Below are 20,395 nucleotides of genomic sequence, written 5' to 3' on the forward strand. Positions count from 1 at the left end.
GGGACGACACATGACGGATGCCGCGGCGCAGGGCGCCCATCGCGCCCGCTACCGCCGCATCCTGTCGTTCGCGGCGCGCGAGTTCATCAAGATCTGGTGGTTCGAACTCGTGCTGCCGCGCCTCGGCATGACCTCGATCGCGGAACGCACACGCGGTCCGCGGATGCAGCGCTTCGCGAAGCGGTTCCATGTGCTCGCCGTCGATCTCGGCGGCCTCATGATCAAGGTCGGGCAGTTCATGTCCTCGCGCCTCGACGTGCTGCCGCCCGAGATCACGAAAGAGCTCGAGGGGCTGCAGGACGAGGTCCCCGCGGTGCCCTTCGCCGACATCCGCGCCGCGGCCGAGGTCGAACTCGGCATCCCGCTCGAGCAGGCCTACGCCTGGTTCGACCCGACGCCCGTGGCCGCGGCATCCCTCGGCCAGGCGCACCGTGCCCGCCTGGCGGAGCAGGATGCGGCGGACACCGGACTCGACAGCGTCATCGTCAAGGTGCAGCGTCCGGGCATCGATGAGATCGTCGCGGTCGACCTCGCGGCGCTCCGCCGCGTCGCGACCTGGCTCACCCGGGTGCGCCTGGTCTCCGACCGTGTCGACGCCCCCGCGCTCGTCGAGGAGTTCGCCGAGACGAGCCTCGAGGAGATCGACTACCTGCATGAGGCGGCGAGCGCCGAGCGCTTCCGCGAGAACTTCGCCGAGGACCCGCGCGTCGACACCCCCGAGATCGTGTGGGAGCGCTCGACCCGACGCGTGCTCACGCTGTCCGATGTCACCGCGATCAAGATCAACGACACGGATGCCCTGCGCGCGGCGGGCATCGATCCGGCCGCCGTGGCCGACGCGTTCGCCGAGGTGATGTTCGACCAGGTCTTCACGCACAGCTTCGTGCATGCCGACCCGCACCCCGGCAACATCTTCGTGACGCCGCTCCCGGCGACCGAACCGGGGGCGCGCGAGACGGGGCAGAGCTTCCGCCTCACCTTCATCGACTTCGGCATGATGGCCGAGGTCCCCGACAATCTGCGTGACGGATTGCGGATGCTGCTCATCGCCGTGACAGCGCGCGACAGCCGCGGACTCGTGAAGGCCGCGCAGGAGATCGGGGTGCTGCTGCCCTCCGCCGACACCGCCGAGCTCGAGCGCGCGCTGCGTGCTCTGTTCTCCCGGTTCGGCGGCATGGGCTTCGCCGAGCTCGCGACCGTCGACCCCCGTGAGTTCAAGGATTTCGCCGACGAGTTCGGCGACATGGTGCGCTCGCTCCCCCTGCAGCTGCCCGAGAACATGCTGCTGCTCATCCGCGCGGTCTCGCTGACCTCGGGCATGTGCTCGAGCCTCGACCCGACCTTCAACGTGTGGGATGCCGCGGAGCCCTACGCCGGACGACTCCTGCGCGACGAGTCGGGCAACCTCATGCAGGACATGGCCCAGCAGGCCATGGAGACCGCCGCGGTCACCTACCGCCTGCCCAAGCGCATCGACGCGATCATCACCCGCGTCGACGACGGCAACGTCACGTTCGACACCTCGGCCCTCGAGCGCCGCCTCGACCGGCTCGAGGGCATCGCCCGCCGCATCGGCTCGGGGGTGCTGTTCGCGGCGATGCTCGTCGGGGGAGCCCTGCTCGTCCCCGCGATCCCGCCCCTCGGCATCACGCTCCTCTGCGTCTCGGCCCTGCCCCTGCTGCACTCGGTGTTCGGCGGGCGTCGCGGGCGCTGACTCGCGTCCTCGGTCGGTGAGCGAGGCCCGCGGAGCGGCCCGAGACGACGCGTGCTGCGACCAGGGCCTGCCACTCGCAGAATGCCGGCATGGGAGAATCGGTTCTCATGGATACTCCGGACGATAAGACGCCCCCGAGGAACGACGCTCCGAAGACCTCCACCGCGGCGATCCGTCAGGCCGCGAAGGCCACCGAGACCGCGCAAAAGATCGTCCGTGACATCGCCGCCGTGCCGCCGCGCGGCGTGCATCCGGCGCTCGTCCCCGGCGTCGCGGTCGAGGAGACCGGCCGCACCTACCGCACCGACCCGCTGGTCTTCGGCGTCGCCGTCGCGCTGACCGTCGCGTTCATCGCCTGGGGCGTGTTCGCGGGCGACAACCTCTCGGGCACGACCTCGACCGTGCTCGCGTGGGTGGTCGAGTACTTCGGCTTCTTCTTCACCACGATCGCCACCGTCATCCTCGTGTTCATGCTGTTCGTCGGCTTCAGTCGCTACGGACGCATCCCGCTCGGACGCGACGACGAGGAGCCCGAGTTCTCGATGTTCTCGTGGATCTCGATGCTCTTCGCCGCGGGCATGGGCATCGGCCTCGTGTTCTGGGGCGCCGCCGAGCCGCTCACCTTCTTCGAGAACCCGCCGCCCGGCACGGTCGAGGCGAACACCCTCGAGGCCATGCACACCGCGCAGGCGCAGGTGCTCTACCACTGGGGTCCGCAGGCGTGGGCGTTCTACGCTCTCGTCGGCGGCGCGATCGCCTACGGCGCGTTCCGCCGCGGCCGCACCCCGCTGATCTCGTCGATCTTCGCCCCGCTGCTGGGCGAGGGCCGCACCGCCGGGCCGCTCGGTCGCACGATCGACATCTTCTCGATCATTGTGACGCTGTTCGGCACCGCGGCCTCGCTCGGACTCGGCGCCCTGCAGATCGGCCACGGCGTCGAGATCGTCAGCGGCATCGGCGAGCTCGGCAACGGCGTGCTCATCGCCGCGATCGCCGTGCTCACGGCCTGCTTCATCGCCTCCGCGGTCTCGGGGGTCTCGAAGGGCATCCGCGCGCTGTCGAACATCAACGCGGTCGTCGCGCTGCTGCTCGCCTTCTTCGTGTTCTTCGTCGGCCCGACGCTGCTGATCCTCAACGTCATCCCCTCGGTCGCCGTGCAGTTCCTCGGCGACCTGCCCGAGATGGTCGCGCGCTCGGCGTCGCAGGGCGATGAGGCGCAGATGTTCCTCTCGAGCTGGACGATCTTCTACTGGGCGTGGTGGATCTCGTGGTCGCCGTTCGTCGGCATGTTCATCGCCAAGATCTCGCGCGGACGCACGCTGCGTCAGTTCGTGTCGGTCGTCATCGTCGTGCCCGCGGTCATCTCGCTCGTCTGGTTCGCGATCTTCGGAACCACGGCGATCCAGCAGCAGATGGACGGCGCGAACCTCACCGTCGATCCGCCCGAGGAGGTGCTCTTCGGTGTGCTCGAGAACCTGCCCTTCCCGCTGATCACGAGCATCGTCTTGATCCTGCTGATCGCGATCTTCTTCATCACCGGCGCCGACTCCGCATCCCTCGTGATGGGCACGCTGTCGCAGCAGGGGCGCCCCGAGCCGTCGCGCTGGGTCGCGGTCGTCTGGGGTGTGCTGGTGGGGGTGATCGCCGCGGTCCTGCTCGTCTCAGGTGAGGAGGGCAGCGGGCTGCGCTCACTGCAGAACGTCACCATCATCGCCGCGCTGCCGTTCGCGGTGATCATGGCGTTCATGATGGTCGCGTTCATGAAGGATCTCCGCCGCGACCCGATGATCCTGCGCGACCGGTACGCCCGCATGGCCGTGCGCCACAGCGTCATGGCGGGTCTCGAGGAGTACGGCGACGACTTCGCGCTCGTGCCCGTCGAGTACGACCACTCCGAAGACGACCTCGACTGGATCGACGAGGCCGACGTCGACGACAGCCTCGCCGAGGTCTACGCGACCGCGACCGAGGCGATCGACATCATCCCGGATGCCGGGGCGGCTGGAGATTCGGATGCGGATGCGGATGCCGGTGCGGCTGCTGATGCCGATGCTGACGCGGCTGCGACTGCCGGCCCCTCCGACCTCGCGGACCGTCCGTCCTGACGCCGCGCGCGGTCCCCGGCGGTGCCGCGACATCGGGCGGGGTCGAAAAGGCACCGGATCCGACCGATTCGGGTGCGGAATCGACCCCGGCTGGTTCGGCAGCATCGGGCGGGGTCGAAAAGGCACCGGATCCGACCGATTCGGGTGCGGAATCGACCCCGGCTGGTTCGGGTGCGGAATCGACCCCGGCTAGTTGGGGGCGAGCGACCCCGCAGGAGGTGGGCGAGCGACCCGTGCCGGGCGCTCAGATGCGGGCGGTCAGATGAGGGCGCTCAGAGGATGGGGGTCGTCTTCTCGGGTGCCGGCGCGACCGTCTCGACCGGCGTCGCCGCGGTGTCGGTGATCCGGGCGGCCATGCCCGCGAAGATGAACCCGTGGAAGGGCAGCACGCCCAGCCAGTACAGGCGCCCGGCGAGTCCGCGGGGGAAGAACACCGCGCGCTGCTCGTAACGGGATCCCTCGCCGTCGGGCAGTGCCCGGAGCTCGAGCCAGGCCTCGCCCGGCACCTTCATCTCGGCGCGCAGCCGCAGCAGCCCGCCGCTCGCGGGTGAGGCGTCGGTCTCGCGCCCCGGTTCCTCGACGGCTTCGACGCGCCAGAAATCGATCGCGTCGCCGACGCGCGCCTCCGACCTGCTGCGACGCCCCCGGCGCAGTCCCACGCCGCCGACGAGGCGGTCCATCCACCCGCGCACGGCCCACAGGAACTTCGACGAGTACCACCCGTTCTCGCCGCCGATGCCGACGATCACGCGCCACAGCGCATCGACCGGTGCTTTCGTGCGCAGCGACCGGGCGTCCGTGAACACGGTCCGCCCCGCCCACTCCGGGTCGCTCGGCAGCGGATCGCTCGGTGCGCCCGAGACCTCGGCATCCTGCCAGCTCGTCTCGATGGTGTCGGCGTCCACGCGACCCAGCGCCATCGCGACCGCCCGGCGATACGGCGTCAGGCCGCTCTCCGGCCGGGGGATGAGCTCGTCCACCGCACGGTCCTTGACGATGCACTCGTTCTGCAGCGACGCCACCAGCGGGCGGGCGATCGAGCGCGGCACCGGCGTCACGAGGTTCACCCAGTGCGACGCGAGTCCGGGCGTCAGCACCGGCAGCGAGGCGATCGCGCGCTGGCGGAGTCCCGCCTCGAGCGCGTAGCCGTTCATCATCTGTCCGTAGCGCAGCACGTCGGGTCCGCCGATGTCGACCGCGCGGTTGACGGTGTCGTCGACGCGGGCCGCACCGAGCAGATAGTGCAGCACGTCGCGCACGGCGATGGGCTGGATGCGGTTGCGCACCCACTTCGGAGCCGGCATGTACGGCAGCACATCGGTGAGGTGGCGGATCATCTCGAACGACGCCGAGCCCGAGCCGATCACGACGCCGGCCTGAAGTACGAGCGTCGGCACGCCGGATTCGAGGAAGATCTCGCCGACCCGCACGCGCGAACGCAGGTGCGGCGACAGCTTCGCGTCATCCGGGTGCAGCCCGCCGAGGTAGACGATGCGGCGCACGCCGGCCTTCGCCGCGGCCTCCGCGACCGTGGTCGCCGCGCGCTCGTCGCTCTCCTCGAAGCCCTTGCCCGCGCTCATCGAGTGGATCAGGTAGTAGACGACATCGACGTCGTCCATGGCCTCGGCCACGGCATCCTCGTCGTCGGCCGATCCCTCGACGATCTCGCAGTCCGCACCCCAGGGGAAGGATGCCGCGCGTGCGGCGTCGCGTGCGAGCAGTCGCACCCGGTATCCGGCGTTCACGAGCCGCGGGGTGAGGCGGCCGCCGATGTAGCCGGTGGCTCCGAGCACGAGGGCGCGAGGCGCCGATCCGTCGTCGCGGGGATGTGCGCGCAGGGCGTCTTCGTGCCCGGTGGGCTGGGTGAGCTCGGTCATGTTCCCGAGCGTAGGCGCGAAGGCTGAGTTTTTCACTAGGTTGGTATATGACTAGTTCATCTAGTAATCTTCTGCCCGAGGAAGGTGAGACATGGCCGCGATGACGGACACCCGCACGAGAGTCACCCGTTCGTCGCGCCGCGCGCTCGTCGCAGCAGACTCGATCAGCCTCGCTCCGCTCTCGGCACGAGAGGCCGTCGGACGATCGACCGGCATCGAGCCCGTGGTCGTCGGCGTCGCCCGATCGCCCCTGTGGCGGGCCCTCGGCATCGCCGGGCTCGTCGCCCTCGTCGCCGCCGGATCGCTGCCGCTGATGGCCGACCTCCTGTCGCTGCCGCTCTGAGATCGCAGACCGCGCGGATCGCAGCCACCACAGACCACCGTTGGAAGAGAGAAAGGCCCCCCCATGGGACTCGATGACAAGATCAAGAACGCCGCTCAGGACCTCACCGGCAAGGCCAAGGAGGCCGTCGGAAAGGTGACCGACAACGAGAAGCTCGAGGCCGAGGGTCGTGCCGACCAGGCCAAGGCCAGCGTCAAGAAGGCCGGCGAGAACGTGAAGGACGCGCTCAACTGAGAGCCGTCACAGTGTGCGGGGAGGCGACGACTGTCGCCTCCCCGTCGTCTGTTCCCGCGCATGATCTGATGCCCGGGGATGCAGGAGAGAGAAGGACAGCATGTCGGAAACCGTGAAGAAGGACTCCCTGTGGCGGCGCCTCGGCCGTCGAGTGGGACTCGTCAAGGATGACGAGCTCCGTCGTCTCACCGTCGACGACGTGACGGTCGTCGACCGACCCATGCTGAAGCGCGCGGTCGCCGGCACCGTGGTCGGCAACCTCATGGAGTGGTACGACATCGGTGTCTACGGATACCTCGCGGTCATCATCGGCCGTGCGTTCCTGCCGGATGCCTCGGCGGGCGCGCAGTCGCTGTTCTCGCTCGGCGTGTTCGCGGTGACCTTCGTCGCGCGTCCGCTCGGCGGCATCGTGCTCGGCCAGCTGGGCGACAGGATGGGTCGCCAGCGCGTACTCGCGTTCACGTTGATCATGATGGCCGCAGCGACCTTCCTCATCGGAGTGCTGCCCGACTTCTCGGTCATCGGCGTCTGGGCGCCGATCCTGCTCATCGTGCTCAAGCTCGCGCAGGGCTTCTCGACCGGCGGCGAGTACGCCGGTGCGACCACCTTCATCACCGAGTACGCGCCGGACAAGCGCCGCGGTTTCTACGCCTCGCTGCTCGACCTCGGCTCGTACATGGGCTTCGCGATCGGCGCGGCGTTCGTGTCGATCCTGCAGCTCACCCTGTCGGCCGAGGTCATGCAGGGCTTCGCGTGGCGCATCCCCTTCCTCGTGGCGCTGCCCCTCGGGCTCATCGCGATCTACTTCCGCCTCAAGATCGAAGACACTCCGGCCTTCCAGGAGGCTCAGGAGTCCGCGCAGCGTGCGGCCGACGACGCCAAGTCCTCGGCGGATGCGCCCAAGGGCGTCATCGCGCTGATCCGCGCGTACTGGCGCGAGCTGCTCACCGCATTCGTGCTCGTCGCCGCCGCCAACACGGTCGGATACGCGCTGACGTCGTACATGCCGACGTACCTGACCGGAACCCTCGGCTACGACGAGGTGCACGGCACCCTGCTCACGCTGCCCGTGCTCATCGCGATGGCGCTCTGCATCCCCCTCACGGGAAAGCTCTCCGACCGCATCGGACGCAAGAGGGTGCTGTTCATCGGCTCGGTCTCGGCGATCGTGCTGGCCGTGCCGTCGTTCCTGTTCATGATGCACGGCGAGATCTGGTCGACCCTGCTCGGACTGGTGCTCCTCGCCTTCCCGGTGACGTTCTATGTCGCGAACCTCGCGTCGTCGCTGCCGGCACTCTTCCCGACCTCGTCGCGATACGGCGGCATGGGCATCTCGTACAACCTCGCGGTGGCGCTGTTCGCCGGTACGGCACCGGTGGTCATGGAGGCGCTCGTGCAGATGACCGGCTCGTCGCTCGCTCCGGCGTTCTACGTGATCGGAACCTCGATCGCGGGCTTCATCGCCGTGGTCGTGCTCAAGGAGTCGGCGCGCCGGCCGCTGCCGGGAGCGATGCCGAGCGTGCAGACGATCGAAGAGGCGATCGAGCTCGTCGAGACGCAGGAGGAGAACCCCGACCTCGACCTCGACGAGCTCTTCCCCGAGCGCCTCGAGAACGCGGAGTACGTGGCAGAGCTCGCCGAGCAGGCGCAGCAGGATGCCCAGGCCGACCAGCAGGCCGAGGGGCAGGCCGAGAAGGCCTGATCGTCCCGTCGGGCGGCCGGTCGATGTGCGACCGGCCCTCGGCGGTCATTCGCCCGAGGACTCCGATTCCTCGTGCGAGCGGATGACGTCGCGGAGCTCCTGATCGAGGTCCGTCGCCTCCTCGATCGCCGAGGTCATGCCGGCCAGGAACCGCGTGACCACGGCGCGCTCCTTGTCGCTCATCTCGTCGACGAGCGCGAGCATCCGGCGGTGCATCGCGCCGAGGGTCTCGCGCACCTCGTCGTCGCTGCTCACGGTCGGCACCACCACGCCGGCGCGACGGTCGGTGGGGTGCGGCTCGCGGCGGGCGTGCCCGCCCTTCTCGAGGCGATCGATGAGGGTGGTGGTGGACGCCGTCGAGATGTCGAGCACGCGGGCGAGGTCGACCGGGCGCACGATGCGGCCGGCGCGCTGCTCGCGCAGCAGGAAGCGCAGCGCCACGAGGTCGGTCTCGTTCATGCCCATCGAGACGCGTGTGCGGGCGCGCATCGCCGTCTCCGCCGAGCGGTAGCGGCGCAGGAGGTTGAGGACGTCGACCGTGCTGGCGCTGTCGGAATCCGGGTACCAGTAGCCGGAACGGGAGAACTCTTCAGGACCGGGCATCACGCCACCTCGCCGTCATCGCTCAGGTCGTCTCGCTGGTCGCGCTCGAGCATCTCGATCACGCCGGATTCGACCTCGGAGGGCACGATCTGAAGGATTCCGCCCGTGATCGCGTCGTGTTCTGCGGTGACGATCTGGTCGAGACGCCACGTCGGCACCGTCGGAAACCGCTCGTGCAGGCGCTCGAGCATCTCGGCATACAAGATGTATCCCGCCTCCTCGAGAGTGAATCGCTCGACCATGACGTCCTTTCCGACAGACATCCATCTTCGCATCCGAAAGGACTGGCTGGTGGCATTGGATTTTGCTAGTCCGACTCGTTACGTGTCTTTCGAGTAGCATGGAGGCGTCAGGGGGTGACGAATGGCTGGCACAGTCCACCGCGACACACGAACGATCACGTCGGAGCTCGTCATGCGAGTCGACGAGCTCCGTCGAGCCGAAGCGCAGTTCGCGCGACGGCTCTCTGCGGTGCGTGCGCCCAACGACACGGATCGCGAGGCGATGCGCTTCATCGCCGAGGCGCCCGATGACGCCCCGGCCACCCCCGGTGGGCTGGCGGCGCATCTGAGTGTGAGCACGGCGGCGGTCACGAGCATCCTCCGCCGGCTGCAGGACCGCGGCCAGGTGATCGTCGCACCGCATCCCGCTGACGCGCGGTCGAAGGTGCTGCGCCCCTCGCTCCGTGACCTGAACTCGCCCGCCGACGATCTCACTCAGCGCATCGAGTCGATCGCGAGCGAGTTCACTCCCGATCAGGCCGACGTCGTGACCCGGTTCCTCCGCCGTCTGACCGAGGAGATCAGCGAGCTTCCGTGACCCCGCGTGGCGGGTTCCGTTAATCAGCCTTTGCTAAATAGCTAGGTAACCTAGTAATCTTTCTCTAGAGCGAATCGCCTGCGGTCTTCGCGATCGAATCGTCTACGACGAGGAGGAATCATGGGTCACCTGGCCTACGGAAACACCAGCACGCCGATCGATGTGGATGACGCGCTGATGGCGCACCTGCGCACGGTGATCGTGACGAAGCTCCGGCGCAACGAGTCCTTCCCCCTGACCATCGAAGCCTCGTCGGGTGTCGCCGAGACTCTCTGGATCCACGCGTCCATCCCCCTGCGGTTCGTGATGGAGGATGACGATCACGCTCTCGACCGCTCACTGCTGGTCGCGATGATGAACGCCGCCAACTCCGCCCGCGGTCTCGACATGACGAGCGACGAGTTCTCGTCGGCGATGCAGGCCACACGAGGCGTGCACGCACTGAGCGCATGAGCCATGTCGACACGCATACGCAAGGCCGCGAAGGCGGCCACGAGTTCCACCGCTAAGAAGGTCGGTGCATCGGTCGCACCGCGCGGGCTGTGGGTCGAGGTCGACCCCGGATTCCATGTCGGCAACGACCGGCGCCAATACCTCGGATCGATCACGGAGATCCCGGGAGAGGGGTTCGACGCCTTCGGGCCGACCTCGGACTTCATCGGTCGGTTCGACGAACTCGATGAAGCCAAGGAGGCCGTGATCATGGTGGCCGGCGCATCCGCTCCCTCGATCTCGCCGGAGTCCCTCGTCTAGATCCCCCCAGAAGCGCCGTCCGCCGAGGCGGCGCTTCTGCGTGCGTGGAGCGCGTTCCCGAGGGGCCGAGTCTCCGTGTACGATCGTACGCATGACTTCCGCCGAATCGATTCGACGACCCGCCCCCGACAGGGCCGCGCGCCGCGCGCGCATCGCCGTCTCGGCACTGTTCCTCACGAACGGCGCGCTGTTCGCCAACATCCTTCCGCGGTATCCCGAGATCAAGTCGGCCCTCGGGCTCGACAACGTCGGGTACGGCCTCGCGATCGCGGCCTTCCCTGCCGGAGCGATCGCGGCAGGACTCCTCGCCGCGGTGCTGATCCGACGGTTCGGCTCCGCGAAGATCGCCGTCATCGGCACGGTCGCCACGGGCATCGGTCTGCTCGCCGCGGCGCTCGCGCCCTCCGGCATCCTGTTCGCCCTCGCGCTGCTGCTCGGAGGGGCGTCCGATGCCATCACCGACGTCGCTCAGAACGCACACGGGCTGCGGGTGCAGCGTCGGTTCGGCCGCTCGATCATCAACTCCTTCCATGCGATCTGGTCGATCGGCGCCGTGATCGGCGGAGGCATGGCCGCCGCTGCGATCGCCCTGCAGCTGCCCCTGGGCGTGCACCTCGGCATCTCGACCGCGGTCTTCGCGGCGGTGGCGATCACCGCGCTCGGCTTCTGCCTTCCGGGGCGCGACGACGAGGAAGACGCCGAGGCCACGGCCGACCCCGCGGAGCTGCACGCGGCCGTGCGCCGGGGCATCACCCCGCGCGTCGTGCTGACCGTGATCGCCCTCACGCTCATCGCCATGGCGGGCGCCATCGCCGAGGATGCGGGCAACTCCTGGGCGACGCTGTACCTGTCGGAGTCGCTCGGAGCGGCGGCTGCGGTCGCGCCTCTCGGATTCATCGCCCTCGTCGGCGCGCAGTTCATCGGGCGGATGCTCGGCGACGGCATGACCGACCGGTTCGGGCAGCGCGCGGTCGCCCGGGTCGGCGGTCTCATCGCGACGGCCGGCATGACCCTGGCGTTGCTGTACCCCAGCGTCCCCGGCACGATCGCAGGGTTCGCGGCCGTGGGCTTCGGCATCGCGACGCTGATCCCGGCGGCGATGCACGCCGCCGACGAGCTGCCCGGGCTGCGCGCCGGTGTCGGACTGACCATCGTGTCCTGGCTGCTGCGACTCGGGTTCCTGCTCTCGCCGCCGTTCGTCGGTTTCATCGCCGAGAACGAGAGTCTGCGCGCGGGGCTCATCGTCGCCCCCGCGGCCGCGTTCGTCGCGGTGCTGCTCGCCGGAGTGCTCGAGGGGCGCAAACCCCGGGGCTGAGGTCGGCCGCAGCGCCCCATGCCGGACGAGAGAACGCACACCGGATGACAGAAACGGATGCAGGGTGAGATCGGTGATCTCGCCCCTGCATCCGTGTCACGTGCTCGGCAGGTGTGCCGCGGCACGCGGGGTGCGGAACCTCAGAGGGCGGTGTAGCCGCCGTCGACGAGGTGGTAGCTGCCGGTGATGAAGCTGGCGGCGTCGCTGGCGAGGAACGCGATGAGGTTCGCGACCTCGTCGGCCTGGCCGAGGCGGCCGATCGGGTGCTTGCTGATGAGGAAGTCCTTCGCCTCGTCGCCCATGGTGGCCAGCAGCGGGGTGTCGATGAAGCCGGGGCCGACCGAGTTCACGCGCACGCCCTGTGCGGAGTACTCCAGGGCGGCCGACTTGGTCATGCCGACGACCGCGTGCTTGGCGGCGACGTAGGCGGGCGAGCCGGCGAAGCCGACGCTGCCGAGGATCGAGGCGATGTTGACGACCGAGCCGCCGCCGTTCGCGAAGATCGAGGGGATCTGCGCCTTCATGTTGCGGAAGACCGCGTTGAGGTTGATCGAGATGACCTTGTCCCAGGCCTCATCGTCGTACTCGGCGGTGGGGGCGGACGCTCCGCCGATGCCGGCGTTGTTGACGCCGATGCGCAGTGGTGCGAGGGAGTTGGCGAGCTCGACCGAGCTGGCGATCCAGGCGACGTCGGTCGCGTCGCCGACGGATGCCTCAGCGGTGCCGCCCGCGGCGCGGATCTCCTCGACGACGGCGTTCGCGTGCTCCGCGTTCAGGTCGTTGACGACCACGGATGCGCCGTTCTGCGCGAGCAGCAGAGCGGTCGAGCGTCCGATGCCGCTGCCTGCTCCCGTCACGATCGCCGAGCGGTTCGAGACATCGTACTGAGCCATGGGTGGGCTTCTTCCCGGGCGGTCGCGGTGCCGGGAGATCTTCTCGGACGCTCCGTCCTTCTCTTCAGCCTACGCCTGATATCGAGAGATGGATGCGTGTGAATGGATCTTCTCGCATCGGATCGAGGCGGGCTCTACTCTGATCCTGAGGCGGCAGTCGCGGAGGGTTCGCTCCTGCGGATCGGCCCCCTCGGAATCGATGAGGACGGACGCATGACCGGCGCGCTCGGGCTGCTGATGTCGGATCGGGCTCGCGCGACCGGGAGCGCCGTGCGGTCGCACGCGACCGCACGGCGCTGTCTGTCAGGGAACGATGACCGCGCGACCGCGGATGCTGTTCGCGGCGAGATCCTCGTAGGCCTTCGGTCCGTCGTCGAGCGAGTACGTCTCCGTCTGCACGTGGATCTTGCCGGCGCGGGCGAGATCGAGCACCTCGATCAGCTCGGAGCGAGAGCCCCAGTAGGGGATGCGCACGGCCGCGTCGTAGGCGATGGAGCCGAAGCCGAGGCTCATGGTGCCGCCGCCGATGCCGACGATCGTGACGTCGGAGTCGAGCGCGGCCACGCTCTGCGCCAGGGCCATCGTCGGGTTCGCCCCGACGAAGTCGAATACGGCGTTCGCGCCGAGGCCGCCGGTGATCTCACGGATCTTCTCGGCCGCGGACGCATCGCTGATCAGCACGTGATCGGCGCCGACCTCGGTGGCGAGGGCGAGCTTGGTGTCGTTCACGTCGAGCGCGATGACGGTGGCCCCCGAGATCGCCTTCAGGATCTGGATGCCGACGTGGCCGAGTCCACCGGTGCCGATGACGACCGCGAAGGTGCCGGCGCCGAGCTTCGGCAGCGAGCGCTTGATCGCGTGGTACGGGGTGAGGCCGGCGTCGGTGAGCGAGACGTTCTGTACGGGGTCGAGGTCGCCGAGCGGCACGAGGTGGCGGGCGTCGTCGACGATCATGTACTCGGCCATCGAGCCCTGGCTGCCGAGGCCGGGAGGGCGGATGCCCTCGGCGGCGGCGTTGGTGCAGTAGTTCTCCATGCCCTGCGCGCAGTTGTGGCAGCGGCCGCAGCCCCACGGTCCGTAGACCGCGACGGCATCCCCGACCTTGAGCGTCGAGTCGACGCCCTCGCCGATCTCGTGCACGATTCCGGCGCCCTCATGACCGAGCGTCAGCGGCAGCGGGTAGCTCTGCTCGAGATAGTCCTTCTCGGGCAGGCCCATGACGTAATCGTCGGAGTGGCAGACGCCACCGGCGGTGACCTTGAGCAGGACCTGGCCCGGACCGGGCTTCGGAATCGGGATGTCGACCACGACCGGGGGCTTGCCGATCTCGACGTAGCGGAGAGCTTTCATGCGTGTCTTCCTTCCGGCAGATCGAGTGGTCTGCCGCGCGGTGCGGAAGGCGGGAGCGCTCGAACCTGCCACCTCAATTATCGGACGTCGGCGAGCGGCAGGAGGCGCGGCGGGAGGGGGCGTCGCCGATCGCGTCGATGATGCCACGCCGTGGCGAACCAGATCTGTCAGAATCGCGATGAAATCGGACTAAGTCCGATGTAAAGCGCTAAGTTCACTGCCTCACGAAGGGGCTGATCCGATCATACGGATCGGGTCGGACATCTCGCCTCACGGAGTTCTGAATCCCCATGGCGCGCATCTCGGCGACCCAGCGTTCCCCGTCGGCCAAGCAGGACAGCTCTAGCGTCGAAGCTCGTAACCCTGTTCGTTTAGTAGGTTGATTGCGATCTCGAGCAGCGTCCCAATGAACTCGATGAGGTCTGCAATCAGCTCCTCGTCTGGTTCGTACAGAGCCCCGCCCATCTGAGGCGTAGATGGGGGCGTCTCGATCGCGTGGCGCAGAGTGGTGATGAACTGCCCGTGCGCGTGGGCCGAGGTTATCGCCCAATAGTTGAAGGTCTGCAATGTGGGGCCCGGAACGCGACTCGCTATCTTCCTTGTGATCGAGGAGGGATCGATCAATGGTGCGCTGAGAACGTCTTCCGGATCGGATCCGAGGTTGCTCGCCGTGGTCCTGAGAAAACGTCCGAGTGCTGCTATTCCCTGTTCGGTCTTGTCATCCGGCGTTCGCGCTTTGCGCAGAGCGTTGGTCAGCTTCAGCCCGTGCCTGTGCTCGATACGAGCAATCTCAAGTGCCCTGCGGACTCTAGAAGGGGAATCGGTACCATCCAGAATCCAGATCACCTCCACGAGCCCCTCCAACACAGGACGGAACAAGGTGTAGTCAGCCTGCATATGAAGGAGCAACACGTCCTCTTCGGGGCTGGCGGCAAGCTCCGCCCAGGCGGATACGTGGTCTGCAACGGTGAGGACGAGCCCGGAGACTATGGCATGAGGGATGACGATGTTTCCTGCGAGGGCTTGATCTTCCTCCGCCATCGACCCCTTTCGAACCGTGGGCACTCCACTCTTGATCGCCGCCGCGAAGTCCCGGAATCCTTCGACAGCACCGCTGAGAGTCTGCAAGGTGGAACGCTGTGTCATAGCACTGAGCGTACGGGGGGATCGAGCGTCATCTGATAATCCGAGATCGCAGATTGCCGTCCTGGGGTGGTTCTACTTCTTGACGCGGTAGCCGAGTCTCTTCACGGCTTTCGCGAGGTACACGTTCGCACTGGAGGAGTCCAGTCGGGTGTGCACCAACGGCAGCTGCGGGAACGAGTCCTCGGCAGGCGAGAACAGCGTCACCATCGGGCCGAAGTCGATCGATGACACGTGGTAGAGCCCGTCGATGCTCGACCCAAGTTGGTCATGGATCGCATTCGCCCAGTTCCGTGTGTATCGCTTAGGCCCCATCTGGATCGAAGAGGTCGTCCCGTTGATTACAGGCCAGTTGCTGGTGAGATCCAGTAACCGAAGCTCACGCGTCGGACGCCAAGCCGCGAGGGTGTTTCCACGAACGCGCCGATTGATTAGTCGGCCCTTCTGAAAAACCTCGCCGAGAGCTGTCGTAGATCCAGCAGCTGCGTACATCACGCCATAATCAGCATGATGCTGCTGTGGCTCGGGATGCGGGTCAAAGCGCATGGTTCTGATCGGCCCGAAGTGCCGCAGCTCATCCCACGCCTGCGGGTGAGGACCTCTTGTAGCGAAGACCCGCCAGAGGATCCCATCGAATGATCTCAGGTGCTCACGAGCGTCGAGTGTGAGCGGCGCCGGGGGTGTTGCGGGGACTTTCGCGTTCGACGGGCTCACGTGATGTCGGCGTCTTCGAGGATGTCCACTACGGGTGCAGGATCCTTCGCGGCAGCCAGCCACTCGATCGGCGTCATCCATTCCTGGGGGTCGACAGACTCATCGCTCGACCGCAAGTCGTCTTGAGGTGTAGTCATGAAGCCTTCGACGTCGGCCGGATCCCAGTCGGACGGGATCGCTCGGACGAGCAGGGGAAGGTGGGGGATCGTCGAGACCTTTTCGCCGGGAATGAACTGCCATCGAGGGTAGAGGCGGATCCTTCCCGCCCGGAAGCCGTACAGGGTGTTCTTGCTCTGGCGGTGACGCACACTGGAGGCATCGATGCCGAGGAGCGCTGCGACTTCGGATGCGGTGTAGGTGTTGGTTAGGGCGCGCACGTGAGTCTCGCGTTCGAGTTTGGCGAGCCCACCGCTGGTGACGAATGCGGCTGCCTCGGCGAACTCCTCCGGAGTGAAATCGCCGGACTCGATCAGGAAGTCGGCTTGCTGCTCTGTGAGGCCCAGCTCGGTCGATTGACGGTCGGTCATGGCATCGGCGAGCTCGTCGATGAGTGCGTTGAACACGGATACGTCGACGTTTGACGTCTTCGCCACCTGTGCAAGGCGCTCAACACCGGCTTGTACGTCGGTCTTTTCTGGGGCCTTGGTCGCCACGACGAGCTTCGGTTTCCCGTCGAGGAATCGACCTGTCGCGGTGCCGCGGTTCACAGTCGTCTCGCGGGCGGCGACGCGAGCTGAGGAGGCACGGGTGCGACTCTTCTTCACAGCCATCTTGCCTCCTCGTGGCGGCATCTAGTTAGTGCGTACACGCATTATCTTACGCGCGCTTTTGCGTGTATGCATCCCCGTGTGGTGCCGAAGGTGAGAGCGGTCAAGCGCTCCTGGACCGGGAGCAGCGGCGTTGTAGGGGGCATGTCGTGCGCCTTCAAGGCGGCTCCCCAACTCTTGCCACCTTCCTGCCCGGCGCAACGCTTTCAACGCGTAGCAATCAACGAGGATGTCGTTGGCCTACGCTTGAATGCTTGCGTGGGGAAGAGCAAAAACACTCGTAGAAACAAGCGGCCTCGATCTCAACGGTCGGCGGTGAGCACCGTGCAACGGGAGCCAGACGCACTCGAACTGGCCTTGTCAGCGTACGATCCGGACGAGCTCTGGACGTTGATTTTCGCCGCCGCCACGTCCCCGGGCAACAGGCATCGGTCGGTGACATTGGGAAGCAGCTTCGCGGCTGCGCTACGAGCCTCCGCCGCTCCGGCGCCGGACGAGTACCAACCGCTGCCGTCGATCCAAGCACTGTCCGATCTAGCGGCTACCACCTATGGGATCGGACTGGAGCGTGAAGATTTTATCGCCACCGACCCCACCCGAACTGTCTTCCTCGCCGTCGGCGCTGAGCCGCTGCGCGCGGTGCCTGGCCTCACCGAACGGCCGGTCGCCGACCTCACGCGTGCGCTCAGAATGGCGGAAGCGGTAGACGGTCGCCTCCACCGGCGATTTCGATTCGGTATCGCGAACGTGGTGAACGTGGCGATGAGGTACGGCGATTTCTGCGTGCGCCACCTTGCGGACGCATGGGTACCAGCCCCGGACCTGGAGCTCAACGATGAGGTCTCATTGCCGGACGTTGAGTATGAAGCGACGCGGGCCTTCCTCAACCTGGATCCCCTCGACCACATCGAACTCGGTGAGGCTGACAAAAGGGCGTTGGAATGGATGACGAACTCCGCAAGTAGGGCCGCGTTCGACGTGGAGAGTCTCTCCAGTCCGTTCGAAAGGTTCCTTCGCTTTGCTGACACGGCGGGTGGACACCGATGGGTGCCGCCACTCTTCATCCCGGAGATCATGGCTCATGCCGCCCGAGAGCTGGTGTCTGCGCTCGACCGAGACAGCCAAGCACGAAAGGCCCTCCGGAGCTCTTGCCTGAACCAGATCCGTCAAGCCCTGTGGCGTTTCTCCCACCAGTTGATCGAACCCCCGCCCTCCAGCGAAGGCGCCGCCATCCCGCTTCGAGGGATTGACGTTCAGTGGTTGGTACCAGTGAATCCGTCCACTTTCATCGCCGTCTCGGTCATCTACGTCCCCGACCTGGGGGCCTCGCCGCCGCCATACATCGGCTCAGTGGAGCTGGCGAAACAGGTGAGGGCGCAATCCGGCCCTGTGCCGGTGCGGATGGCGGGCGGGCGACGCGGAACCATCAAGTCGGGCGCGGAGGTCATCCCGTTGACGGTGTTCGCGGCGCCCGGTCACATCGCTGTGCCGCAGGCGGTCGGCGAGGCAAAACTCGCGCTTGAAGACCTGACATGGATTGCGGAAACTGCCACGTCCGACGATGATCTTTACGCATTCGCGCGGGATCTGAGCGCTCCCGATTTCCCTGAGAGCTTCGGGTGGGAGGCGATCAACTACTGGGAGCCGTGGAAAGCTAATGGCAAGTCTTTTTTCAAGGGTGGTGTGGTACCCAATGCCGTCTACTTTGAAGCGCACGCGGGCGAGGCCGAGTGGGATCGAGCGGTAGAGCTATCGGATCTCGAAGTGGCGCTCATCGGGGTTGGGCTTCCACCGATTCGAGACCTCCGAGCGGCAGAAGTCGCCCCGGGGCCCGTCGCAAACGTCGCGATAATCGCAGGCGACCCCACGTATGACGCCACCCGCGGTGTCAACACCGCGCCGAGTGTTGACGGGTGGTCGCTCGCTCTCACCGAACCCCCCGTTGCCGTGGCACGGGGGGTTCTAGAGGCAGCATCTACCGACCACCGACGGTTCGTCTTCGACTTATGCGGCGGGCTAATCTACGGCTTCGCTGCGCTTGGTGATCGATGGCGTTCCGCGCACCAGGCGATCGATGTGCCCGGATACGTCCTCTACCTCCACGTATCGGAAGCAGTCCCGGGTGAATCGTCCGGCGTGGTCACGCCGTATCTCGACCCGCATGTGCGTGCCATCGACGAACCGGTCAACGTTTTGTGGCGCATCGATGTCGAGGGCTTCGCCGACTCAGCGAATGGAGATCCGCAGGCGGCGAATCTCCTAACAGCGGACGCAGTGTTCGATCTGCTCCGCGCGGGAGGCATGGATGTCGACACCGCAGCGGCGCTCCGCGACCAGTGGCGCTCAGCGAAACCCTTTCTCATCTTGGAGATGAAGCAGGCACGGACCACTCTCAATCACCTGCCTGATCCGTGGCGTCTACGACCCTCTGACGAAAGCCGTATGGTTGCGGCGTTGGGGCGACGACTCCACGATGCCGGCGTTCAACCTGGCGAGTACCGAGCGGATGATGCGAATCGACTTATCCGCGAACATCTTGCGCCCCTTGCTCTCGAAACCCTGACTGAAGGAATCAAGAGCCACGATGGGAGCGAGGTGGTGCTGACGGGTATGGAGCAACTGGCGAGGGTGATGGACAGCGCCATTCATCAGCAAGACGATCTATCCCGAGTCGCAGCGAATCTCTCGACCGAATGGGATCCGCTCACCCGCACGGCCGAACTCTCGGCGGAGACACTTCAGCTTCGTCAATGTAACGAGATCGTGGTGGAAGCCGCCCTGCGCATCCTGGACAAGCCGGCGGCGACGAAGCCGATCACTCCTCAGGCATGGAGCGGTCTCCTTGCCGCCGCAGATGCGTACCTCACCGCGACCACATTGAGCGAGCGGATGTATCACCAAGTCGCGCCCGCAGTCATCACCCTCAGCCCGATGTACGAGCTGACCGTGGACGACGATCCGCATCCCGACGCATCGGCGTGGGGCCTACGAAACGACGAACTGACCCGTGCAGCTGCGGGCATTCGGCTGCACGGCACGCAAGACGACGACTCGCTGCAACAGGCGAACGAAGAAGACCACGTCGAAGATGCGTTCCAGCAGGCATGGGGAGCGACGTCGCAGGACATGTTCTCCACCCTCGCCGCGCTCGCAAAGTGGGAGACGTTTGAGCCAGGCAGGACGACTGCCCACGTCACCGTGGCCGAGGCCACAGTGTGGGTCTGTGATGCGCTGGGCTCGGGCGCGGATGAGTCGCAAAGATCGCGTGTCGAAGCTGCCATCGAGATGCTCACGAGCACGGCCGTCCAGATGCAAGCCGTGGAGTGGAAGCCCTGGCAAACGCGCACTCGGCGCCATCGGCTCCTCGTGCAACCGCTGGTGCAAGATTCGGATGGACGACTCATTGTCAGCCCCCAGTACCTGCTGACCTCCTTTCAGGTCTACTACCGCCACCTCCTCCAAGGGGTTCTTCCCTGGGCGGGAGACGTTCCTCAGCCTGTCAGCATCGCGCTTGCGGACCGCCGTGCGCGCCGCAATATTCGGTTCGAGAGATTCCTTCAGAACCGGCTAGAGGAACTCGGCTACACCACGGTCGCCCGCGTGAAACCCAACGACCACGCGCGGCTCGGCGTGCCGACTCTCACCACCGAGGTCGACCTCGTGTGCGGACGCCCTGGCGATAGCACCATCTGGTTGATCGAGGCGAAGGACCCTGCGTCGGTGCATGGATTCGCTGAGACGGCGCGACAACTGCGCACCTTCTTCCGCGACCAGGTAGGAGACCGCGGGACCAAGCCCAGCTACACAACTCAGCTCGCCCGCAAGGAGAGCGAACTAGCGCCCCACGTCGCGAGCATTGCGACGCGTCTCGGGATCGGCGACCCCCCTGACGGCGAGGAGTTTCACCTAAGCACCCTCTTCGTAACCCGAAACCTCACTCCGGCAAGCTACGTCGACGAGCAGTTTCAGGTTGAGACGGCGACGGAGTTTCTCGCAGCTCGAGGCCACACACATTAGACGACGTGTGAGCGGTGCGCGCTACGCCGTTGCGTTGCCACGAGCT

At 66.7% G+C, this 20,395-nt stretch carries 18 protein-coding genes; 10 read left to right on the plus strand and 8 right to left on the minus strand.

Annotated features, from left to right (window positions below):
* The first annotated feature begins 10 nt into the window (after positions 1-10).
* Positions 11-1,714, plus strand: coding sequence for an AarF/ABC1/UbiB kinase family protein (locus HWD99_RS13690; protein WP_241796811.1), 1,704 nt, complete (start codon positions 11-13; stop codon positions 1,712-1,714).
* Positions 1,715-1,821: 107 nt separating this feature from the next.
* Positions 1,822-3,819 carry a BCCT family transporter gene (locus tag HWD99_RS13695; RefSeq protein ID WP_241796812.1) on the plus strand — a complete coding sequence of 666 codons (1,998 nt, stop codon included), beginning with the start codon at positions 1,822-1,824 and terminating at the stop codon, positions 3,817-3,819.
* A gap of 272 nt (positions 3,820-4,091) precedes the next feature.
* On the opposite strand, the gene HWD99_RS13700 is transcribed toward HWD99_RS13695, so the two are convergent.
* Positions 4,092-5,696, minus strand: coding sequence for an SDR family oxidoreductase (locus HWD99_RS13700; RefSeq protein WP_241796813.1), 1,605 nt, complete (start codon positions 5,694-5,696; stop codon positions 4,092-4,094).
* Positions 5,697-5,787: 91 nt separating this feature from the next.
* Between HWD99_RS13700 and HWD99_RS13705 the strand changes: the two genes are divergently transcribed.
* The 3 genes from HWD99_RS13705 (at position 5,788) to HWD99_RS13715 (ending at position 7,975) form a co-directional block, all read left to right on the plus strand.
* Positions 5,788-6,039 (plus strand): hypothetical protein, encoded by a 252-nt coding sequence (locus tag HWD99_RS13705; protein ID WP_241796814.1) that lies wholly within the window; start codon positions 5,788-5,790, stop codon positions 6,037-6,039.
* 63 nt (positions 6,040-6,102) lie between these two features.
* A complete protein-coding gene (locus HWD99_RS13710; protein ID WP_241796815.1) occupies positions 6,103-6,273 on the plus strand; it encodes a CsbD family protein in 171 nt (56 codons plus the stop codon).
* A gap of 100 nt (positions 6,274-6,373) precedes the next feature.
* On the plus strand, positions 6,374-7,975 hold the full coding sequence (locus HWD99_RS13715) for an MFS transporter (RefSeq protein WP_241796816.1): 1,602 nt from the start codon (positions 6,374-6,376) through the stop codon (positions 7,973-7,975).
* 45 nt (positions 7,976-8,020) lie between these two features.
* Here the strand turns inward: HWD99_RS13715 and HWD99_RS13720 are convergent, their stop codons facing one another.
* Entirely contained in the window at positions 8,021-8,578 is a 558-nt protein-coding gene (locus HWD99_RS13720; RefSeq protein WP_241796817.1) for a MarR family winged helix-turn-helix transcriptional regulator, read from the minus strand.
* The gene (locus HWD99_RS13725; protein ID WP_241796818.1) at positions 8,578-8,841 is read right to left on the minus strand and encodes a hypothetical protein; all 264 of its coding nucleotides are present in this window, start codon (positions 8,839-8,841) and stop codon (positions 8,578-8,580) included. The genes HWD99_RS13720 and HWD99_RS13725 overlap by 1 nt, the downstream gene beginning before the upstream one ends.
* Before the next feature lie 100 nt (positions 8,842-8,941).
* Here HWD99_RS13725 and HWD99_RS13730 point away from each other — a divergent pair, with 100 nt between their 5' ends.
* From HWD99_RS13730 to HWD99_RS13745, 4 genes are all read left to right on the plus strand, one after another.
* A complete protein-coding gene (locus tag HWD99_RS13730; protein ID WP_241796819.1) occupies positions 8,942-9,397 on the plus strand; it encodes a MarR family winged helix-turn-helix transcriptional regulator in 456 nt (151 codons plus the stop codon).
* 120 nt (positions 9,398-9,517) lie between these two features.
* Complete coding sequence (locus HWD99_RS13735; RefSeq protein ID WP_241796820.1) at positions 9,518-9,850, plus strand: hypothetical protein; 333 nt, start codon at positions 9,518-9,520, stop codon at positions 9,848-9,850.
* A gap of 3 nt (positions 9,851-9,853) precedes the next feature.
* Positions 9,854-10,150: a hypothetical protein gene (locus HWD99_RS13740; protein WP_241796821.1), complete on the plus strand. Its 297-nt coding sequence runs from the start codon at positions 9,854-9,856 to the stop codon at positions 10,148-10,150.
* 91 nt (positions 10,151-10,241) lie between these two features.
* Positions 10,242-11,465 carry an MFS transporter gene (locus tag HWD99_RS13745; protein ID WP_241796822.1) on the plus strand — a complete coding sequence of 408 codons (1,224 nt, stop codon included), beginning with the start codon at positions 10,242-10,244 and terminating at the stop codon, positions 11,463-11,465.
* A 140-nt stretch (positions 11,466-11,605) separates the two neighbouring features.
* Here HWD99_RS13745 and HWD99_RS13750 read toward each other — a convergent pair whose 3' ends face one another.
* The 5 genes from HWD99_RS13750 to HWD99_RS13770 form a co-directional block, all read right to left on the minus strand.
* Positions 11,606-12,358, minus strand: coding sequence for an SDR family NAD(P)-dependent oxidoreductase (locus tag HWD99_RS13750; protein WP_241796823.1), 753 nt, complete (start codon positions 12,356-12,358; stop codon positions 11,606-11,608).
* A gap of 303 nt (positions 12,359-12,661) precedes the next feature.
* Complete coding sequence (locus HWD99_RS13755; protein WP_241796824.1) at positions 12,662-13,708, minus strand: NAD(P)-dependent alcohol dehydrogenase; 1,047 nt, start codon at positions 13,706-13,708, stop codon at positions 12,662-12,664.
* Positions 13,709-14,050: 342 nt separating this feature from the next.
* Complete coding sequence (locus HWD99_RS13760) at positions 14,051-14,854, minus strand: hypothetical protein (protein WP_061016784.1); 804 nt, start codon at positions 14,852-14,854, stop codon at positions 14,051-14,053.
* 72 nt (positions 14,855-14,926) lie between these two features.
* Entirely contained in the window at positions 14,927-15,646 is a 720-nt protein-coding gene (locus HWD99_RS18580; RefSeq protein WP_079112065.1) for an RES domain-containing protein, read from the minus strand.
* Positions 15,562-16,335: a hypothetical protein gene (locus HWD99_RS13770; protein ID WP_061016786.1), complete on the minus strand. Its 774-nt coding sequence runs from the start codon at positions 16,333-16,335 to the stop codon at positions 15,562-15,564. The genes HWD99_RS18580 and HWD99_RS13770 overlap by 85 nt, the downstream gene beginning before the upstream one ends.
* 312 nt (positions 16,336-16,647) lie before the next feature.
* Between HWD99_RS13770 and HWD99_RS13775 the strand changes: the two genes are divergently transcribed.
* Positions 16,648-20,349: a hypothetical protein gene (locus tag HWD99_RS13775; protein WP_241796825.1), complete on the plus strand. Its 3,702-nt coding sequence runs from the start codon at positions 16,648-16,650 to the stop codon at positions 20,347-20,349.
* Positions 20,350-20,395 lie beyond the last annotated feature (46 nt).

The organism is Microbacterium sp. C5A9 (assembly GCF_022627955.1).
Classification (GTDB): Bacteria; Actinomycetota; Actinomycetes; order Actinomycetales; family Microbacteriaceae; genus Microbacterium.